Consider the following 19,549-nt stretch of genomic DNA (forward strand, 5'->3'; position numbering starts at 1 on the left):
GCGGGCGCCGCCCCTGCCATCGGTCACCCCGGGCGGTTAACGCGCGCCCAACACCGCCCGCTCGCGATTCGGGTAGCGTCGCCCCCATTCATGCCAATGGGGGTTTTCATGCGCCACGTCCTGCTCGCGTCCTGCATCGCCCTGTCCCTCGCCGCCTGCGGCCCGCGCGGCGGGGAGGCCACGTCGCCGCAGGCCGGCGCCCCTGCCGCCGGCCCGGCCGCCCCTGCGTCGCTCGACGATGTGGAGCTGCTGTCGCGCGAGGATCTGTTCGGCAATCCGGAACGCGCCAACGTGCGGATCAGCCCGGACGGGCGGTACCTGAGCTGGATCGCGCCCGTGGCCGGCGTGCTCAACGTCTGGATCGCGCCGGCCGACGACCTCAACGGCGCGCGGCCGGTGACCCGCGACGACGCCCGCGGCATCCGCGGCTACTTCTGGTCGCATCGTCCGGGCGTGCTGCTGTACCTGCGCGACACCGGTGGCGACGAGAACTTCCATCTCCACAGCGTCGACCTCGGCAGCGGGGAAAGTCGCGACCTCACCCCGTACGACAACACCACCGCCCGCGTGGCGGCGGTCAGCCATCGCCATCCCGATACGATCCTGGTGGCGATGAACGATCGCGACCCGCAGTGGCACGACCTGTACCGCGTCGACCTCGCCAGCGGCGAGCGCACCCTGGTGGAGGAGAACACCCAGCAGATCGCCGGTTACATGGCCGATGCCGACTACACCCTGCGCTACGCCTCGCGCGCGCGGCCCGACGGCGGCTCGGACATCCTCCGGCGCGAAGGCGATGCCTGGGCGGTGCACGACAGCATTCCGTTCGAGGATGCGATGTCCACGGCGCCGGGCGGACTGACCGAGGACGGCGGCACGCTGTACATGGTCGATTCTCGCGAGCGCGATACCGCCGCGTTGTATGCCATCGACACCGCCAGCGGCACGCGCACGTTGCTGCACGAGGATGCGCGCGCCGACGTCGGTGGCAGCCTGAGCGATCCGCGCACCGGTGAGGTGCAGGCGGTCTCGGTGAACTATCTGCGCGAGGAATGGACCGCGCTCGACGAAGGTCTGGCAGCCGATCTCGAACGTCTGGACGCGATCGGGCCGGGCGAAGTCGGGGTGACGTCGCGCACGCTCGATGACCGGACCTGGGTGGTCGTCTACTCCGCGGCGGAAGCGCCGGCGCGCTACTACCGCTACGACCGCGACGGCGGCGCATTGACCGAATTGTTTTCCGAGCGGCCCGCGCTGGACGGCAAGCCGCTGGTGCCGATGTGGCCGGTGGAGATTCAGTCCCGCGATGGGCTGACCCTGGTCAGCTACCTGACCCTGCCTGCGCACGCCGATACCGACGGCGATGGCCGTGCGGACACACCGGTGCCGATGGTGCTGCTCGTCCATGGCGGCCCCTGGGCGCGCGACGCCTACGGCTACAGCAGCTACGACCAGTGGCTGGCCAATCGCGGCTATGCGGTGCTGTCGGTCAACTTCCGCGGTTCGACCGGCTTCGGCAAGGACTTCACCAACGCCGGCGACGGCGAGTGGGCCGGCAAGATGCACGACGACCTGATCGACGCGGTGAACTGGGCGGTCGAGCAGGACGTGACCACGCCGGACAAGGTCGCGATCATGGGCGGCAGTTACGGCGGCTACGCCACGCTGGTGGGCCTGACCTTCACCCCGGACACCTTCGCCTGCGGCGTGGACATCGTGGGTCCGTCCAATCTCAATACGCTGCTGGAGACGGTGCCGCCGTACTGGGCGAGTTTCTTCGAACAGTTGACCCGCCGCATGGGCGATCCGCGAACCGAAGAAGGACGTGCCTGGCTGACCGAGCGTTCGCCGCTCACCCATGCCGACGCCATCACCCGCCCGCTGCTGATCGGGCAGGGCGCCAACGACCCGCGGGTCAGGCAGGCGGAGAGCGACCAGATCGTCGAGGCGATGCAGGAAAAGAACATTCCGGTCACCTACGTGCTGTTCCCCGACGAGGGACACGGGTTCGCCCGTCCGGAGAACAACAAGGCCTTCAACGCGGTGGCCGAGGGCTTTCTCGCCACCTGCCTGGGCGGCCGCGCGCAGCCGATCGGCGCCGACTTCACCGGCTCCAGCATCGAGGTGCCGGCGGGCGCCGGGATCGTCGAGGGGCTGTCCGAGGCGCTGGACGCGCATACGCCGGAGGCGCGTCACTAGCGCGTTCCCGGAGGCGACCTCCCGCAGCCGTGATGCGGGCGATGCCCGGTCGGCGGGCACCGCGGAGAGCTTTGGGCGAGAACCGGCGACGAATGTGGCTTCGCCTGTCCGGAGCGGCTGCCTAGCATGAGGCCGCATCCGTCCCCAGGAGGTTCCATGTCAACTCGTGTCCGCTTCGCTTCGCTGTCGTCCCCTCCCCATCTCGATCGTCTCCGGCCCGCTGCGCGCTCCCCGCGGCGGGCCGGGCGCGGCTGGGCCGCTTCTCTGATCGCCGCGATGTGTGTGGCCGCACCGGGGATGGCGGACGACGCGGCAGGCGTCGCCTCCGCGTCGGTCGACGCCGCCGGGCCGGGCGCGCTGGTCGCGCAGGCGTTCGAGCGCGGCGGTCCCGGCGGCGTGTTCGAACTGCTCGCCGACGATGCCGTCTGGACCGTGGCCGGCGACAGCCCGGTGTCGGGGACGTACCGGGGACGACAGGCGTTCATGGACGAGGCGGTGGCGCCGATCGTCGGCCACCTCAGCACGCCGCTCCAGCCCGATCGTCACCAGGTCGTCGCCAGCGGCCGCGACGTCGTGCTGCTGTGGGATGGCCATGCCACGGCCAACGACGGTTCCACCTATCGCAACAGTTACGCCTGGCATCTGGTGGTCGAGAACGGCCGGATCGTGCAGGCGAAAGCGTTCCTCGATACCTGGGCACTGGATGCGCTGATGCGCTGATGCGCATCGCATCGCATCGCCGCCGTCGCGCGCTGCGCACGGCGGTGTCGCGGTGTATGGTCCGGGGTCGAAGCAGCCTCGGAGTCAGCCGGATGAGCACCTATGCGCTCGGTGCGATCTTTCATCCCCGGTCGGTCGCGGTGGTCGGCGCCAGCCCGCGCGAGCGGTCGGTCGGTCGCATCGTGTTGCGCAATCTGCGCGAAGCCGGTTTCGAGGGGCGGCTGGGCCTGGTGAATCCGCGCTACGACGCGATCGACGGCATGCGCACGTCCGCGTCGTTGAAGGCGCTGGGCTGGGCCCCCGACCTGGTCGTGGTGACCGCGCCTCCGGCGATGGTGCCCCAGGTGGCCGCCGAAGCGGTCGCGGTCGGCGCCAAGGCGCTCGTCGTGGTCACCGCCGGGCTCGGGCACGGCGACGGTTCGATCGCGCAGCGGCTGGCAGCGGTGGCGCGCCCGGCCGGCCTGCGCATCGTCGGCCCCAACTGCCTGGGCGTGATGTCGCCGCATGCTGGCCTCAATGCCAGCTTCGCCGCGCACGCGGCGGCACCGGGCGATCTCGCGCTGGTGTCGCAGTCGGGCGCGATCGCGGTGGGCATGGTGGAGTGGGGGCTGGCGCGTTCGGTCGGTTTCTCCGCGGTGGTGTCGATGGGCGACGCGCTAGACGTCGACTTCGGCGACCTGCTCGATTACTTCGCGCTCGACCACCGGACCCGCGCGATCCTGCTCTACGTGGAATCCATCCGCGACGCGCGCAAGTTCATGTCGGCCGCGCGTGCGGCCGCGCGCGCCAAGCCCGTGGTGGTGGTGAAGTCGGGTCGGCATGCCGCCGGTGCCCGCGCCGCCGCGACCCACACCGGCGCCCTGGCGGGGACCGATGCGGTGTACGACGCGGCGTTCCGCCGCGCCGGCCTGTTGCGGGTGACCTCGCTCGACGAATTGTTCGCCGCCGCGGAGACCCTGCGCCATGTGCGCACCACGCCGGGTCGCCGCCTCGGTGTGCTGACCAACGGTGGCGGTGTCGGTGTCCTCGCGGTCGACACGCTGGCCGATCTGGGCGGCACGGTGGCGTCGCTGGCCCCGGCCACGGTCGCGCGGCTGGACGGCGTGCTGCCGGGCACCTGGTCGCGGGCGAATCCGGTGGACATCGTCGGCGATGCCGACGGCGCGCGTTACGCGCAGGCGCTGGAGGCCCTGCTGGCCGACCCCGGTACCGACGCGGTGCTCACGATGAACGTGCCCACCGCATTGTCGTCGGCGTCCGAGGCCGCGCAGGCGGTGGTCGACGTGGTCGGCCGCCGTCCGCGCCCGGGGGGCGACAAGCCGGTGTTCGCGGTCTGGTTGGGCAAGGAGCAATCGGCTGTCGCGGCGCTCGATCGTGCGGACATTCCCACCTATGCGACCGAGTCGGATGCGGTACGTGGCTTCATGTATCTGGTGCGCCATCGCGAGGCACAGGACGCGCTGATGGAAACGCCGCCCAGTCTGCCCGACGAGTTCCGGCCCGATGTCGAGGCCGCGCAGGCGGTGATCGCCGAGGCGGTGGCGACCGGGCAGGAGTGGCTGGATCCGCTGCAGGTGGCGCGCCTGTTCGCGGCCTATGCGCTCCCGATCACGCCGGTGGTGCGCGCGGCCGATCCCGAGGCCGCCGCGGCGGCCGCGCGCGATCTGCTCGCCGACGGCCGGGCGGTCGTGGTCAAGATCCTGTCCCCGGACATCCAGCACAAATCCGACATCGACGGCGTGCGCCTGAACCTGGTCAGCGCGGAGGCCGTCCGCGAGGCGGCGGCCGGCATTCTGGCGCGCGCCAGGACGCGCTGCCCGCAGGCGCGGATCGACGGCGTCACCGTGCAGCCGATGATCGTGCGGCAAAAGGCGCGCGAGCTGATCTGCGGTATCGCGGACGATCCCACCTTCGGCCCGGTGGTGGTGTTCGGCCGCGGCGGGACCGCGGTGGAAGTGATCGACGACAAGGCGCTGGCCCTGCCGCCGCTCGACCTGCGGCTGGCGCACGAACTGATCGGGCGCACCCGCGTGTCGCGCATCCTGCGTGCCTATCGCGACGTGCCGGCCGCCGACCTCGACGCGGTCGCGCTGATCCTGGTCAAGCTCGCGCAACTGTCCGCCGATCTGCCCCGGTTGCGCGAACTCGACATCAACCCGCTGCTGGCCGACCGCGACGGCGTGATCGCCGTCGATGCCCGGGTGCGGATCGCGCCGACGGTACCGCTGCACAAGGGGCCGGGGCATCCGCGGTTCGCGATCCGCCCGTATCCGAAAGAGTGGGAGCGGACCGTGCTCCTGGCCGACGGGCGCGAGGCCTTCGTGCGACCGGTGCGGCCGGAGGACGAGGCCCTGTTCCGCGCGTTCTTCGAACATGTCAGTGCGGAGGACCTGCGGCTGCGGTTCTTCAGCGCGGTACGGCACTTCAGCCACGAGTTCATCGCGCGGCTCACCCAGCTCGACTACGCCCGGGCGATCGCGCTGGTGATGATCGAACCGGACACCGGGGAGATGCTGGGTGCGGTCCGTCTGCTGGCCGACGCGGACTACGATCGTGGCGAGTATGGAATCCTCGTGCGCTCGGATCTCAAGGGGAAAGGCATCGGCTGGCGGCTGATGCGGATCATGATCGAGTACGCGCACTGGCTGGAGTTGCGCCTGGTGGAAGGTCAGGTCCTGCGCGAGAACCGCACGATGATCCAGATGTGCCGGCAACTGGGATTCCGCGTGGAGCCCGATCCCGACGATGCCACCCTGGTGCGGGTGGTGCTGCCGATCCTCGGCGAGGACGGTGCCGCCGGATGATCGAGGACCGCGACGGGCCGTGCGCGGGATGCGTGGCCCGTGCGGTGTCCGGGCGCTTGGCGCGCGCCAGGCGGATCGGCGGATGAACGCGGTGCCGGCACATGATGGGTGGGCCGGTGTGTCGCGCTCCTGCCGCCGCAGGCTTGCGTCAACGGCCGGTGCTCGGTTTCACGTAGGGCGAGACGGGATCGCTGGCGGGGAAGGTTTCCTCCAGTGCTTCGTCCTGGTTGTCGCTCTCGTGGGACCGCTCCCGGCGCGTCTGCTCGTGCCGTGCGGCCTCGTCGCTGCGTTCGTGCCGGCGCGCGCCGTCGGGGGTGCCGTGGCTCATGACGACGCCCGCCCGCTGCCCGAACGCTTGCCGCCGCCATCCTGCTTGTTGACGGTCGCCCAGGCGATGCGTTCGGCGTCGGTCTTGGAACGACCGCGTTCGCGCTCCGTGGCCTCGATGTGCTCGGCCTGTCGCTTCTGCTTGTCTGTGTAGCTGGATTTGTCGCCGCGGGACATGGCTGCGCTCCGGAACGAGTGAAGCCCGAGCCTCGCCCCCGGCCTGTCGGCATCCGGTCAAATTGCCACGATGAATGGCCGCCGAGCCCCACGCCGGGCTGAACGGCCTGCGCCGCGTCGGGGGAGAGGCGTCCCGCCGGCTGCGACACCGGCGCGGATAATGGGTGGGTGCGCAAGATCCTCCACATCGACATGGACGCGTTCTACGCGTCGGTCGAGCAGCGCGACGATCCGTCGCTGCGCGGGCGGCCGGTGGTCGTGGCCTGGCGCGGGCAGCGTTCGGTGGTGTGCGCGGCTTCCTACGAGGCGCGCCGCTTCGGCGTGCGTTCGGCGATGCCTGCATTGCGGGCCGAACGGCTGTGCCCGGATGCGGTGTTCGTGCCGCCGGATTTCGTCCGCTACAAGGCGGTCTCGCGACAGGTGCGCGAGATCTTCCTGGCGCATACGGATCTGGTCGAGCCGCTGTCGCTGGACGAGGCCTATCTCGATGTCACGGTGCCGAAGATCGCCTCGCCCAGCGCCACCGCGACCGCCGAGGCGATCCGCGCGCAGATCCGCGAGACGACCGCCCTGACGGCATCCGCCGGCGTGGCGCCGAACAAGTTCCTGGCCAAGATCGCATCGGACTGGAACAAGCCCGACGGCGTGTTCGTGGTCAAACCGGCCCATGTGGAGCGCTTCCTGAGCACGCTGCCGGTGGCGCGGATCCCGGGGGTCGGGCAGGTGATGCAGAAGAAGCTCGCGGAGCTGGGCGTGGTGACCGTGGCCGACCTGCGTGCGCTGCCGGCGGACGAACTCGTCGGCCGCTTCGGGACGTTCGGCCAGCGACTGCATCTGCGCGCGCGCGGGATCGACGAGCGGCCGGTCCAGCCCGATCAGCCGGTGCAATCGATTTCGTCCGAGGACACCTTCGCCGAGGATCTGCCGCTCGACGCGCTGGAACCTGCGATCCGGCGCCTGGCCGAGAAGACCTGGGCGGCCACCGCGCGCACCGAGCGGGTCGGCCGGACGGTGGTGCTCAAGCTCAAGACCGCGCAGTTCCGGATCCTGACCCGCAGCTTCACGCCGGAGACGCCGCCGCGCGGCGCACAGGTGCTCGCCGACATCGCCTGCGCGCTGCGCGCACGCGTGGATCTGCCGGCGGCGACCCGCTACCGGCTGGTCGGGGTCGGGCTGTCGGGATTCCGCGACCCCGACACGGTGGCGCAGGAGGATCTGTTCGCCCTCGCCGACTGAGCGGCGTACACGAGTCGCGCCGTGTCCGCGCCCGCCTGTCGGCGATCGGCCGGCGGGCGCTTCGCAAACGGTGCCTGGCCCGGCTCGGCCAGCCCGTCGCCGTGTTCCGGGGACTGCCGGTGCCCGGACGGTCGACGCGATGTGGCCGTCCGGGGTTACGTGCCAGTCACGGCGCCGGCACGGTCCGCCAGTCGAACGCCAGCGTTTCGTCGCGGGCGAACCGCCGCAGATGCGACGCGATGATGCCCTGCAGGCGTTCGAGCTGTGCGGCATCCGCGTGTCCGACTTCGATCCGCAGGCGGTCGCCGTCGGCGTGGAAATCGGCGATGGCCTCGGGCGCGAACGGAATCCGGGCGTGGGTGTCGGTCCGTTCGATCTCGAACTTGTGGCGCCAGTGGTTGCCGAGCGTGCGCAACAGGCGTTGCGCATCGGCGACGACGATCTCGGTGCGACTGTGGATGCTCACGGCGTGCTGTCCCTCGTACATCGGTCGGGCATGCTAGCCCGGCGGTACGTGAACGGCACGCCCGTCGGCGAAAAGCTGCATCCCGCGACGCATCCGCACACCGGCGCCGCCACCGGGCCGGGCCCTATCGTGCGTGGCCCCATCGCGCCTGGCCCGATGCGCCTGGCGCGATCGCGCGGCGCAGCGACGCATCGCATTCCGGTCCTCATTATCGTGACCTCGCGGGCACGGCCGGCCGATGCGATCATGTGGATTCGATCTTCCTGGAGCCCGCATGGCGACGACCTTCCCCTGGCCCGCGGTCCTCTTCGATCTCGACGGCACCCTCGTCGACAGCGCCGCGGACATCGCCGAGGCGGTCAACCGCCTGCTCGAGGAGCTGGGGCTGGCGCGCGTGCCCGAGGCCACGATCCGCGGCTGGATCGGCGAAGGCGCGCGCAAGCTGCTGGCGACGGCGCTCGCGCACGCCGGCAGTGACCTGGAGGCGGACGCGCTCTTCGAGCGTTTCATGGTGCATTACGCGGATACATTGCTGCTGGCGCCCGCGCTTTATCCGGATGTCGTCGAGACGCTGGATGCGCTGCGCGCGGACGGCGTGCGGCTGGCGGTCTGCACCAACAAGCCGGTGCGTTTCGTGCCGCCGTTGCTCGACGCGCTCGGCATCGCCGATCGCTTTGAAGCCGTCGTCGGCGGCGACAGCCTCGCATGGCGCAAGCCGGATGCCCGTCCACTGCTGCATCTGGCGGACATCTTCGGGCGGACACCCGCGGAGTGCCTGATGGTCGGCGACTCCGAGACCGACTTCGCGGCCGCGCAGGCCGCCGGCATGCCGGTGGTGCTGGTCTCGTACGGCTACCCGCGGGATTTCGACCTTCGCACGGCGAACGCGGTGGCGGTGATCGACCGGTTCGATGCCTTGCTGGATCCGCGCATCGTCCGCGCCGGCACCTGACGGTTCCCTGCACGGCGTGCGCCGCATCGACGCCGTCCCTGGCGTCGCGGTGCGCATCCTGCGCGGCGCTCCCATCCCGTGGCGCCTGCCCGGCCGGAGCCGGGCGTCCCTGTGGTGTCGTCAGCGCTGCGGCGCGTAGCGCAGCATCACCGCGAACTCGCGACCGGGCTGGTTGTACCAGCGCACGGTTTCGTAGTCGTTGTCGAACACGTTGGTGACCCGGGCCTGCACCGTCCACGCGGGTGCGAATCCGTATTCCGCGCGAAGATCGGTGGTGGCGAAGCCGGAAACCCGATCGAGGTTGGCCGCGTCGTCGTAGCGGTGGCCCGCTGCGTTGAGGGTCGCACCGAGGCGGAACGCACCGAAGGCACGGTCGACGTCGAATCGGCCGGTGTTGCGGGCGCGGCGCGCCAGCACGTTACCGTGATTGGCGTCGTCGCTGCGGTTGCGGGGATCGACGTGGCTGAGCTGGGTGGCGAGATCCCAGCCGGCCAACGTCGTGCCCACGGTGAGCTCGGCGCCGCGCAGGCGGGCCTCGTCGACGTTGGACGGCATCCAGGTCATCGCGTCGAAACTGATCAGGTCGTCGACCCGGTTCTCGTAGAGGTCGAGTGCCCAGTGCCATCGCTCGCGTGCCTGGGCGATGCCGAGGTTGAGGTTCTTCGAGCGCTCCGGATCGAGCAGCGGGTTGCCGGAGCCCGGGAAGTACAGATCGTTGAAGCTGGGCGCGCGGAAGCCGGTGGCGAAGCTCGCGCTCAGGCGCAGATCGTCCGCCAGCAGCAGCCCCCAGCCGAGGCTGCCGGTGGCATGGCCGCCGAACTGCTCGTTGTCGTCGTGGCGCGCGCTGGCCTCGAGGCGATGCGCACCGAAGGCGCCGGTCCACACCGCGAACACGCCGAGGTTGTCGCGCGAGGCGAGGTCGTAGGGCGTGCTGCCGTCGATCCGGTCCTGCAGCCAGTCGATGCCCACGGCCGCGTGCTGCGTGGGCGTCAGGGCCAGGTCCGCCTGCACGGTGGCCTGGTCGCGGCGGGTGCGCAGTTCCGAGACGTAGGTGCCGTCGAGGTAATCCTCCGCCTGGTCGGTGCTGCGACCGACACTGGTCTTCAGGCCGAAGCCGGACGCCGGCGCATACGCGAGGGTGCCGCCGATCACCTGCTGCACGGTCTCGGCGTAATTTGCGAAGCTGCCGTCGTATTCGTTCTCGCCCTCGGCGCGCAGCAGGTGCGCATCCAGGGTCCAGTGCTCGGCCAGCTCGACGCCGCCGCGCAGGCTCGCCGAGCGGTTGCGGTAGCCGTCGCGGTCCGGCTCGTCGGTGAAGCAGCCGGCGCCGAAGTCGAAGGGGTCGGACGGATCCGGCCCGCGCCCGCGGCAGGCATCGATGCCGTCGGTGCGGCTGTACGCCACGTCGGCACCGAACCACGCGCGCGCGCTGCCGCCGCCGAGGCCGGCGCCCGCCTGGCGCAGCGCATGGCTGCCCACGCCTGCATGGAAGCGGGGCAAGACCGTGCCGCGGTCGCGGCGGGTGAAGATCTGGATGACGCCACCGATCGCATCGGCGCCGTACAGGCTCGAATGCGGTCCGCGCACGATTTCGATCCGGTCGATCTGCTCGACGGGAATGTCCTGCAGGGCCGGCAGGCCGGCGGTGGCCGAACCGATGCGGATGCCGTCGATCAGCACCAGGATCTGGTTGGAGCCCGCGCCTCGCATGAACAGCGAGGTCTGCGCGCCGGGGCCGCCCGCGTTGGTCAGATTGATGCCCGCACGGCCACGCAGCAGTTCCGGCAGGTTCGGCGCCTGGGTGCGCTCGATCTCGGCACGGTCGATCACCTGCGCGGGCGAGACGCTGTCGGCCAGGGCGACCGGCACACGGGTGCCGGTGACGATGATCTCGTCGAGATCCACGGCGGCGCCGGCGGCGAGTGCGGTCGGTGCGTAGAGGGACAGGGTGGCGGCCAGCGCCAGGGGCAGAGATCGGACGTGCATGAAAACTCCAGCGCGTGCACCCTCGCACGCGGTGTCGGTGAGACGCCCGTGTACGGCACGGACGTAGCGAGCGGCTCGCCACGGCGGGGCGATGGAGGGGGGAGACAAGGCTGGTGCGAAACGCGCACGGGCGCGATCCCGCAGCCTCGATGCCCACCGCATCGGCAACCGCCCGGGACGAACCCCGTTGTTTCAGGCCGGTCTCCGGGCTGGCGGGTGGGCCGGTCCATGGACCGGCCCCGGCGTCGCGCCTTCCCATGAACCGCGGAGGCGGCATCACAGTGGCGGAGGCGACGCCTCGACTCGCTTACCGTTGCGGGGGCAGCGCCGGAATGGCGGTGGGCCGAGGCCCGTCCGCGTCACCGGCTTCCCGTTTCAACCCGGGCATGCCGGGTCACCTGAAGCGCGGCGATTGTACGCGATGGCGGGCACGGGATCGTGTGTTGTCGGAAGACGGCACGGCCGGGATCCGGGCGGGCGCGAACCCGCCGAGGTTCCAGCCGGAGGCTCAATCGCCGTCGGGTGTGGCGTACACGTCGACGCCGTCGGGTTGGCGCTTGAACCGGCGATGGATCCACAGGTACTGCGCCGGGGCCGCGCGTGCCATCGCCTCGATGCCGGCGATGATCCGCGCGGTGTCGGCAGCGGCGTCCGCGGACGGGAAGTCCTCCAGTGGCGGCGACAGGCGCAGCGTATAGCCGCCATCGTCGCGCCGTTCGTGCTGGAACAGCACCACCGCCGCCCCCGACATGCGGGCGAGTTGGTGGGTGGAATTCAGACTGTGCGCGGGCACGCCGAAAAACGGCACGTAGACCGCATCGCCGCGGCTCGGGTCCTGGTCGGGGGCGTACCACAACAGGCCGCCGCGTTTGAGATGGCGCACGGTGCCGCGCACGTCCTGCTTCGGGAACATGGTCTCGGCATAGCGCGCCCGCCCGCGGCGCACCGCCCACTCCATCGCGCCTCCGGCGTGCGGCCGGTACATGCCGGCCAGCGGGACGTGGTCGCACATCAGGCGGCCGCAGACCTCGAGCGTGGTGAAGTGGCCGGACACCACGATCACCCCGCGCCCGCCGGCACGGGCGGTCTCGAGGTGGTCGAGGCCTTCGATCACGACGTCGCGGCGCAGCGGCCCGATGCCCCCCCACCAGGCGCGCGAGAATTCGAAGAAGCCGGTCCCGAGTGCGTGGAAATGCGCCCGCAACAGGGTATGACGGGCCGACGGGTCCAGCGCGGGGAAGCACAGCGCGAGGTTGCGTGCGGCGATCTCCCGGCGATCCCGCAGCGCCAGCCGCAGAAGGTTGCCCAGACCGCGGCCGAGCGTGCGTTGCACGGCCCACGGCAGGCGGGCGGCGGCAGCGGCCAGGCCGATCCCGAGCCAGGCGGGCCAGTGGCGCGGGCCCAGCGGGGGCCGGCCGATGTCGCGGGAGGCGGTGGATGACATCCGCGTAGTCTAGCCGGCTCGCCGCGCCGGTCCGGGCACCCAGGTCGTGCGCGTGTGTCGATGTCCCGCAGGCATGGGCCATGCCGTGGTCGTCCCGGGCAGGCGTCGTGGCCGATCCGACGCAGGGCGGCCGGCGCGACGTGGCGCGGTCCGTGGCCGTGCCGGGTATCCTTCCGCCCCATGTCTTTCCTCCGCACCGAGCGCGTGCTGCGCGCCTTCTACTCGACGCTGCTCGTGGTGCTGGTGCCGGTGACGGTGTACCACCTGATCTGGCGCGGATTCCGCCAGCCGGAGTATCTGCATCGCTGGAGCGAGCGCTACGCGGTCTACGCCACGCCGCCGCTGGCCGGTACGGTGTGGGTGCATGCGGTGTCGGTGGGCGAGGTGAATGCCGCCGCGCCGCTGGTGGACGCGCTGCTGCGCGAACATCCGCACCAGCGTCTGCTGGTCACCACCATCACGCCGACCGGCTCGGAACGGGTGCGGACGCTGTGGGGCGACCGGGTCGAGCACGTCTATCTGCCCTACGACCTGCGCGGCATGGTGCGCCGCTTTCTCGACCACTACCGGCCGCGCCTGGGGCTGATCGTGGAGACCGAGCTGTGGCCGAACCTGCTGTTCGCCTGCCGCGACCAGCAAGTCCCGGTCTATGTGGTCAACGCGCGGCTGTCGGCACGCTCGCTGCGCGGCTACCGGGTGCTGCGGCCGCTGGTCGGGCGCGCGCTGCGCACGCTGCGCGGCGTGGCGGCGCAGTCGCCCGACGACGGACGCAGATTCGTGCGTCTGGGGGCGCGGCAGGCGCAGGTGAGCGTCACCGGCAATCTCAAGTTCGACATGCACGTGGACCCCGCGTGGGCCGCATTCGCCGAGGACTTCCGGCAACGGGTCGGGGCGCGACCGGTCTGGATCGCGGCCAGCACGCACCCCGAGGAGGAGGCCGCGATGGTCGTGCTGCATCGCCGTCTGCGTCGGCGCTGGCCCGATCTGTTGCTGTTGTGGGCGCCGCGACATCCCGAGCGCTTCCGCCCCGTGGTGCAGGCGGCGCTGGACGCAGGCTTCGCGACCGCCACGCGCACGTTGACGCGATGGCCGGACGCCGACGATGCGGTGTTCGTGATCGATACCCTCGGCGAACTGATGCGCTATTACGGATGCGCGCAGGTGGCGTTCGTCGGCGGCAGCCTGCAGGACATCGGCGGCCACAACCTGCTCGAGCCCGCGGCCACGGGCACCGCCATCGTCACCGGGCCGCACCTGCACAACTTCGCCGACATCGCGCGCCAGCTGCAGCGCGCGGAAGCGATGCGGGTGGCGGGCGACGCCCATGCTGTGGGCGACATCGTCGAGGCATTGCTGGCCGATCCGCCCGCGCGCGACGCGATGGCCGGTGCGGCGCGCACCCTGGTGGAAGAGGGACGCGGCGCCCTGCGCCGGACGCTGGCTTTAGTAGAGAGCGAATTGACTGCGCTCGATCTCCCACCGGTCTCAAGTATAAGGCAGTAACTATTCAGCTATGGTCTTGGTCCAGGGGGACTGCAGGAATTATCGTCGGATAGTGGCTGAGCTCGGGTGTCAAACAAGATATCGATCACGGTTCATGAAAGTTTTATCAAAAAATGGCGTGATCGAAACACGATGCTTGCTTAAACCGAGAAGCGGCATCCGGGCCGCAGAAAATTGATAAGGAGATCTCTATCATGAATTTTAAGAGGAAATTGGCCGTTCTGGCGGCGTCCGCAATTGCGGTAATTTCGTTCTCGGCATCTGCCGCTTATGTCACCGTTCAGGGCAGCGGCGCTGGTCCTACTTATGAGGCCGCCCGATCATCAGCCATCAATCTTGGAACTCTTTATTGCACTGCAGCAGGCGGGTACATTGCCGGAGTCTGGCTGGATAGCTTCGTCAATCAGACGGATTTCGGCTGGTCGGTAACCGTATACAACAGCGGATGCTTTGTCCCAGATTAGGCTTCCAGCTGATTGATTATTTGTGAGTTCTGGTCAAGTTCCGGCATCTGTGACCGTTTATATTTCCGCGGGAGATTCAGGCTTGGATCTCTCGTGTCTTCTAGCAGCGGAGTTTGAGGGGGGGGGCGTTTTGGAGAATGAGGTCGGCTGGCCAGCCGTCCCTGCCAAAGTGCGATTATCGCACTGCATGTTTTCAATAGTGACTCGGTTCGCGGCTTTCTCTCAAGTGAGAGCCGGTTTTACAAAGTCGTGCGGTGGGCGGTTACAGGTGTCTCTGTGACAGTACTAGGATTCTGATTCACCCGCACATCGCCAGCTGTACGAGGCCACGCCATTGCTGACAATTTGCTGCGCCAGGAGAAGAAACAAGAAAGCCTCCCGTGAGGGAGGCTTTTCGGTACAGATTCCCGCCGGCGAGCCGGCTAGGGCTCATTGGGGCGGTGGTGAGGGCTGTTGTTGCGAGCCTACCGGGGCGGTGGGTGAGGTCGTGGGCGCATTCGCGTCCACGGTGAGCAGGCGGTTGACGTCCTGCAGGTCCGAGATGCCGAGGGTGCCGACGGCCTGCGACAGCAGCAGCCGGTTCTGCAGGAAGTTGTAACGCGCCAGGGCGAACTGCTCCTCGGCCTGGAACAGCGTCTGCTGGTTGATCAACACGTCCACCACGGTGCGGGTACCGACCTCGAGCCCGACCTGCGAGGCGTCGTAGGCGCTGCGGGCGGAGATCACCGCCAGTCGACGCGCTTCGACCTCGCTCACGCCGGCCACCACCGTCTGGTAGGCGTTGCGCGCATTGCGCTCCAGTGCGCGGCGGGTCTGGGTCAGCTGATCCGCGGCGATGTCGCGGCGGGCGATGGCCTCGCGCACCCGGGACTGGGTGGCGCCGCCGCTGAAGATCGGCACGGTCAGGGTCAGACCGACGCCGTAGGCCTCGCGATCGCTGGTCGTGGTGGGCAGGCCGGGATTGTCCGGGTCGGGCACCTGGCCCACGCCCTGGATCCCGCCCCAGTAGGCGTTGTTGCTGTAGTTGGCGCCGAGCGACAGGCGCGGCAAATGGCCCGAGCGCGCGCTGGTCACAGCGTGTTCGGCGGCGCGGACCGAGTACTCGGCGGCGCGCAGCGAAGGATTCTGCTCGACCGCGGCGGCGACCCAGCTCTCCACGTCGCCGCCCGCGGGCACTTCCGGCTGGAAGTCCTCGGGCAGGGCGCGCAGGCTGCGCACCGGCGTACCGGTGATTTCGGCCAGCGCCTGGTAGGCATCCTCGAGCGCATTGCGGCTGAGGATCACCTGGGCACGGGCGCCGTCGTACCGAGCGCGCGCTTCGTGGACATCGGTGATCGGCGCCAGGCCGACTTCGAGGCGGCGGCTGGCGAAATCGAACTGCGTCTGCAGCGCCTCCTCGGAGGCCTCGGCGGCGGCCAGGGTCTCGATCGCGACCAGGACGTCGAAGTAGGCGGCGGAGGTGCGGGTGATGAGGCTCTGGTTGGCCGCGGTGAGGTCGAAGCTGGCCGCGGTGTCGAGCTGGCGCTGGGCGCGCAGGTTCGAGATCTGGCTGAGGTCGAACACGGTCTGGCTCAGGCCTGCTCCGTAGGTGCGGCTGCGGCTGGAACCGTCCTGGCCGGCCACGTAGCTGCGGTTGAGGCCGACGCTGCCGTCGAGCTGCGGCAGCAGGGCGGCGCGCGCCTGTACGGCCCCCTCGTGCGAGATCTGGCGGTTGGACTCGGCGATCGACAGCTGCGGATCGCCGCTGCGCGCCAGCTCGTAGGTCTGGACCAGGTCCTGGGCGAAGGCCGAGGCCGGCAGCAGCGCGAGGGTCAGGGCGAAAGCGAGTGGGCGGCGGAGCATGGGGGATCCTTGGATGGCGATGGAAACGTCAGGGCCCGAGGCCCTGGCGCTGCGGTCCGCGGCCGTCGTGGCGCAGGCCGCTGGTTCAGAACTGGAACGCTGCCGCGGGCGCGGCGCCTGCGAGATATCCCAGCTCGGTTTCGAACAACGATTCGATGCGCGTCGCGTTGACGTCGCCGGTGCCGCGATGGACCAGAATGGCCTCCATCGCGGGCGCTCGGCCGCGCACGACGAACATCCGTCCACCTGGACGCAGCCACTCGACGAAACGTGACGGCACGCCGTCGACGGCCGCATTGACGCAGATCGCGTCGAACTGGCGATCCGGCGTCCAGGCGAACGCATCCGCATGGATCACGTCGACGTTGATCATCGACACCCCGTGCAAGGTGGCGCGTGCGGCGTCGGCCAGGTCGGCGTGGCGTTCGATGGTGACCACGTCGCGCGCCAGCCGGGACAGGCAGGCGCTGAGATAGCCGCTGCCCGTTCCGATCTCGAGTACCGATTCCTGCGGCGCGGCCAGCAGGCCCTGCAGCGCGCGTCCCGCGACGACCGGCTTGAGCATGCGTTCGCCGTGGGCCAGCGGGATCTCCAGGTCGGCGTAGGCCACCGCCTGGTAGGGCGCGGGCACGAAACGCTCGCGCGGTACCGCACCGAGCACCTCGAGCACGCGCAGATCCAGCACGTCCCAGGGGCGGACCTGCTGTTCCACCATGGCTTCGCGGGCGTGGGCGTAATCGATCGTCATCGGAGCTGTACTCGTGCGCGGGGAGCGCGGATTTTACCGGTTGCGGCCGTGGTCTGGAGGATCGCCGCGGGGGCGCCCGGGCACCGAGTGCCGGAAGTCACCGCGACCTCGGTCACGCGCGGGTGCCGTAGGCGCGCAGGAACATGTCCACCGCCGCGGCGATGTGGGCGCCGTGTGCGGCGTCCGAGCCGGATGTGTCGACGCCCATGACCAGGCGCTGGTGCATCTCGCCCTTGAGCAGGGCGAAGAACTGCCCGGAGGCGCGCTGGACATCGTCGATCTCCAACTGGCCGACGGCGATACGTCGTTCCAGCAGGGCCGCGAACTTGGCCTGGACGCGTTCGGGCCCGCATTCCCAGAACAGTTTCGCCAGGCGCTTTTCCACCATCTGCGGCGAACACAGCAGCCGGTGGCCGGAGATCGCCTGGGGCGACGACACCATCGCGAAGAAGGCGTGTCCCACCGCCAGCAGCCGTTCGCGCAGCGGCACGCTCGGGTCCGGGTCGAACGCCGACGTGGGGAGCTGCTTTTCGCAGTAACCGCGGACGGCTTCGACGAACAGGGCATCCTTGTCGCCGAAATGGCTGTAGACGGTGAGTTTGGAGACGCCCGCCTCGGAGGCGATCTGATCCATGCTCACGCCTTCGTAGCCGCCGTCGAGGAACATGCGTTCGGCCGCGAGCAGGATCGCGGCGCGCTTGTTCATGTCCTTGGGGCGGCCCGGGCTGGGGGCGGGCCGCGTGGCGGCCTTGGAGGCTTGCTGTGGCATGTCGCCAATACTAGACCAGTCGGTTTGCTATTTATACTAGACGGACCGGTTCATTAATTGACCGGCGCCCGGATGCCCCCCGCCAGGTGGCCGAGCGGACGGGCGCCGCCCCGAGCGCCCGCCCCGGTGCGCCGCTCCTGCCGATCGGGTGGGGGCGGCGCGATCGTTCAGCCGCACCGTTCAATCGCGCAGATCGGCCACGTGGCAGGCATCCTCCAGCTGCGCGATGACGGCATCGGCGACCGCGCGGGTGTCCCGCGCCGCCTGCTCGCCAGCGAGATCGGCCGTGAAGGCGCCGGCGTCCAGGGCCGCGGCGACCGCGCGCTCGATGCAGGCCGCCTCGTCTTCCAGTCCCAGCGAATGCCGCAACAGCAGCGCGCCGCTGAGGATGGCGCCGATCGGGTTGGCGATGCCGCGTCCGGCGATGTCCGGCGCGGAGCCGTGGATGGGCTCGTACAGGCCCACCGTCGTCGTCCGGCCCGTGTCGCCGCCGGGAGCGCCGTCGCCGAGCGAGGCCGACGGCAGCAGTCCCATCGAGCCGGCCAGCATCGAGGCTTCGTCGGTGAGGATGTCGCCGAACATGTTTTCGGTGACGATGACATCGTAGGCGCGGGGCTTGGACAGCAGGTGCATCGCCATCGAGTCGACCAACTGGTGCTCGAGGGTCACGTCCGGGAACTCCTCGCGTGCGACCCGGCTGGCGACATCGCGCCACAACCGCGAGGTCTCCAGCACGTTGGCCTTGTCCACGGAGGTGACATGGCGGCGTCGCTCGCGCGCCAGCGTGCAGGCCCGGCGCACCACGCGCTCGATCTCCGCGACGGTATAGCGGCACAGGTCGCTGGCGGCGTCCGCGGTGCGGGTCTTGTCCCCGAAATAGATGCCGCCGGTCAGTTCCCGCACCACCAGCAGGTCCACGCCGGCCAGCAGGTGCGGCTTGATCGGCGCGGCGCCGAGGGTGGCAGGATGCGGCTGCACCGGCCGCAGGTTCGCGTACAGGCCCAGGCCGCGCCGGAGCGCCAGAAGGCCCTGCTCCGGCCGCACGGCGGCATTCGGATCCGACCATTTCGGCCCGCCGACCGCGCCGAGCAGGACCGCGTCGGCACGGCGGCAGGCATCGAGGGTCTCGTCCGGCAATGGCGTGCCGTGGCGGTCGATGGCGATCCCGCCGATGTCGTGTCCGGTGAACGTGAAGCGATGGCCGTGGCGGGCCGCGACGGCGTGCAGGACCGAAACCGCAGCGGTGGTGACCTCGGGCCCGATGCCGTCGCCGGGCAGAACGACGATCTCAGCGTGCATGGAAACGCTCCTCGTACAGGGCGATCTGGGGTTCGCGGCTCAGCAGGTAGCCGAGTTCGTCGACGCCTTCGAGCAGGCAGGTCTGGGCGAAGGCGTCGAGCGGGAAGCGATGGACCTGGTGGTCCGGCGTGCGCAGCTCGCGGGTGGCGATGTCGATCTCCAGAACGTCGTCCGGGCGGGCCATCAGCGTCTGCACCGTGGCCTCGGGCAGGACGACGGGCACCAACCCGTTCTTGAGCGCGTTGTTGCGGAAGATGTCGGCGATCTCGCTGCTGACCACGGCGCGCAGACCGAGGTCGCGCAGCGCCCACGGCGCATGTTCGCGCGAGGAACCGCAGCCGAAGTTGCGCCCCGCCAGCAGGATGGTGCGCCCGGCGTTGTCCTCACGGTTGAACGGGAACGCGGGATCGGGCGTGCCGTCGGCGCCGGTGCGCCAGTCGCTGAAGGCGTGCGCGCCGAGTCCGCTGCGTTCGGTGGTGGAGAGGAAGCGTGCGGGGATGATCTGGTCGGTGTCGATGTTCGTCTGCGCGAGCACGACGCTGCGCGAGACGATGCGGGTCTCGGATGACATGGATTGGGTTCCTCGTTCGGGTTCGCGGGAGTCACGGCCGGC

At 70.1% G+C, this 19,549-nt stretch carries 17 protein-coding genes and 1 riboswitch; of the genes, 7 read left to right on the forward strand and 10 right to left on the reverse strand.

Annotation, left to right across the window (positions count from 1 at the left end):
- The first annotated feature begins 108 nt into the window (after window positions 1-108).
- From RG19_RS01345 to RG19_RS01355, 3 genes are all read left to right on the forward strand, one after another.
- Window positions 109-2,199, forward strand: coding sequence for a S9 family peptidase (locus tag RG19_RS01345; protein WP_058833686.1), 2,091 nt, complete (start codon window positions 109-111; stop codon window positions 2,197-2,199).
- 156 nt (window positions 2,200-2,355) lie between these two features.
- The gene (locus RG19_RS01350; protein WP_202905305.1) at window positions 2,356-2,919 is read left to right on the forward strand and encodes a nuclear transport factor 2 family protein; all 564 of its coding nucleotides are present in this window, start codon (window positions 2,356-2,358) and stop codon (window positions 2,917-2,919) included.
- 92 nt (window positions 2,920-3,011) lie between these two features.
- Window positions 3,012-5,723: a bifunctional acetate--CoA ligase family protein/GNAT family N-acetyltransferase gene (locus RG19_RS01355; RefSeq protein WP_058833688.1), complete on the forward strand. Its 2,712-nt coding sequence runs from the start codon at window positions 3,012-3,014 to the stop codon at window positions 5,721-5,723.
- A gap of 148 nt (window positions 5,724-5,871) precedes the next feature.
- Here RG19_RS01355 and RG19_RS01360 read toward each other — a convergent pair whose 3' ends face one another.
- The gene (locus RG19_RS01360; protein ID WP_058833689.1) at window positions 5,872-6,051 is read right to left on the reverse strand and encodes a hypothetical protein; all 180 of its coding nucleotides are present in this window, start codon (window positions 6,049-6,051) and stop codon (window positions 5,872-5,874) included.
- Window positions 6,048-6,227: a hypothetical protein gene (locus RG19_RS01365; protein WP_058833690.1), complete on the reverse strand. Its 180-nt coding sequence runs from the start codon at window positions 6,225-6,227 to the stop codon at window positions 6,048-6,050. The genes RG19_RS01360 and RG19_RS01365 overlap by 4 nt, the downstream gene beginning before the upstream one ends.
- A gap of 168 nt (window positions 6,228-6,395) precedes the next feature.
- Between RG19_RS01365 and dinB the strand changes: the two genes are divergently transcribed.
- A complete protein-coding gene (dinB, locus tag RG19_RS01370; RefSeq protein WP_058833691.1) occupies window positions 6,396-7,463 on the forward strand; it encodes a DNA polymerase IV in 1,068 nt (355 codons plus the stop codon).
- A gap of 166 nt (window positions 7,464-7,629) precedes the next feature.
- On the opposite strand, the gene RG19_RS01375 is transcribed toward dinB, so the two are convergent.
- Complete coding sequence (locus tag RG19_RS01375) at window positions 7,630-7,929, reverse strand: DUF2218 domain-containing protein (protein ID WP_162267039.1); 300 nt, start codon at window positions 7,927-7,929, stop codon at window positions 7,630-7,632.
- A gap of 274 nt (window positions 7,930-8,203) precedes the next feature.
- Between RG19_RS01375 and RG19_RS01380 the strand changes: the two genes are divergently transcribed.
- A complete protein-coding gene (locus RG19_RS01380; protein WP_058833693.1) occupies window positions 8,204-8,881 on the forward strand; it encodes a phosphoglycolate phosphatase in 678 nt (225 codons plus the stop codon).
- A gap of 120 nt (window positions 8,882-9,001) precedes the next feature.
- Here the strand turns inward: RG19_RS01380 and btuB are convergent, their stop codons facing one another.
- Window positions 9,002-10,867: a TonB-dependent vitamin B12 receptor gene (btuB, locus tag RG19_RS01385; RefSeq protein WP_058833694.1), complete on the reverse strand. Its 1,866-nt coding sequence runs from the start codon at window positions 10,865-10,867 to the stop codon at window positions 9,002-9,004.
- A gap of 177 nt (window positions 10,868-11,044) precedes the next feature.
- Window positions 11,045-11,284: riboswitch (cobalamin riboswitch) on the reverse strand.
- Between the two features lie 91 nt (window positions 11,285-11,375).
- On the reverse strand, window positions 11,376-12,311 hold the full coding sequence (gene lpxL, locus RG19_RS01390; protein WP_058833695.1) for an LpxL/LpxP family Kdo(2)-lipid IV(A) lauroyl/palmitoleoyl acyltransferase: 936 nt from the start codon (window positions 12,309-12,311) through the stop codon (window positions 11,376-11,378).
- A 180-nt stretch (window positions 12,312-12,491) separates the two neighbouring features.
- Here lpxL and waaA point away from each other — a divergent pair, with 180 nt between their 5' ends.
- Window positions 12,492-13,814, forward strand: a complete 1,323-nt coding sequence (waaA, locus tag RG19_RS01395) for a lipid IV(A) 3-deoxy-D-manno-octulosonic acid transferase (protein ID WP_058833696.1) — start codon at window positions 12,492-12,494, stop codon at window positions 13,812-13,814.
- A gap of 194 nt (window positions 13,815-14,008) precedes the next feature.
- Window positions 14,009-14,278 carry a hypothetical protein gene (locus tag RG19_RS17480; RefSeq protein ID WP_157515123.1) on the forward strand — a complete coding sequence of 90 codons (270 nt, stop codon included), beginning with the start codon at window positions 14,009-14,011 and terminating at the stop codon, window positions 14,276-14,278.
- A gap of 429 nt (window positions 14,279-14,707) precedes the next feature.
- Here RG19_RS17480 and RG19_RS01400 read toward each other — a convergent pair whose 3' ends face one another.
- The 5 genes from RG19_RS01400 to leuD all read right to left on the reverse strand — a co-directional run bounded on the left by RG19_RS01400 (window position 14,708) and on the right by leuD (window position 19,507).
- Complete coding sequence (locus RG19_RS01400) at window positions 14,708-16,120, reverse strand: TolC family outer membrane protein (RefSeq protein ID WP_058833697.1); 1,413 nt, start codon at window positions 16,118-16,120, stop codon at window positions 14,708-14,710.
- Window positions 16,121-16,205: 85 nt separating this feature from the next.
- A complete protein-coding gene (locus RG19_RS01405; protein ID WP_058833698.1) occupies window positions 16,206-16,868 on the reverse strand; it encodes a protein-L-isoaspartate O-methyltransferase family protein in 663 nt (220 codons plus the stop codon).
- Between the two features lie 112 nt (window positions 16,869-16,980).
- Window positions 16,981-17,637 (reverse strand): TetR/AcrR family transcriptional regulator, encoded by a 657-nt coding sequence (locus RG19_RS01410; RefSeq protein WP_058833699.1) that lies wholly within the window; start codon window positions 17,635-17,637, stop codon window positions 16,981-16,983.
- Between the two features lie 180 nt (window positions 17,638-17,817).
- Complete coding sequence (gene leuB / locus RG19_RS01415; RefSeq protein WP_058833700.1) at window positions 17,818-18,936, reverse strand: 3-isopropylmalate dehydrogenase; 1,119 nt, start codon at window positions 18,934-18,936, stop codon at window positions 17,818-17,820.
- A complete protein-coding gene (gene leuD, locus RG19_RS01420; protein ID WP_058833701.1) occupies window positions 18,926-19,507 on the reverse strand; it encodes a 3-isopropylmalate dehydratase small subunit in 582 nt (193 codons plus the stop codon). The genes leuB and leuD overlap by 11 nt, the downstream gene beginning before the upstream one ends.
- Window positions 19,508-19,549: the final 42 nt, after the last annotated feature.

It is taken from the genome of Luteimonas abyssi (genome assembly GCF_001482195.1).
Lineage (GTDB): Bacteria > Pseudomonadota > Gammaproteobacteria > Xanthomonadales > Xanthomonadaceae > Luteimonas > Luteimonas abyssi.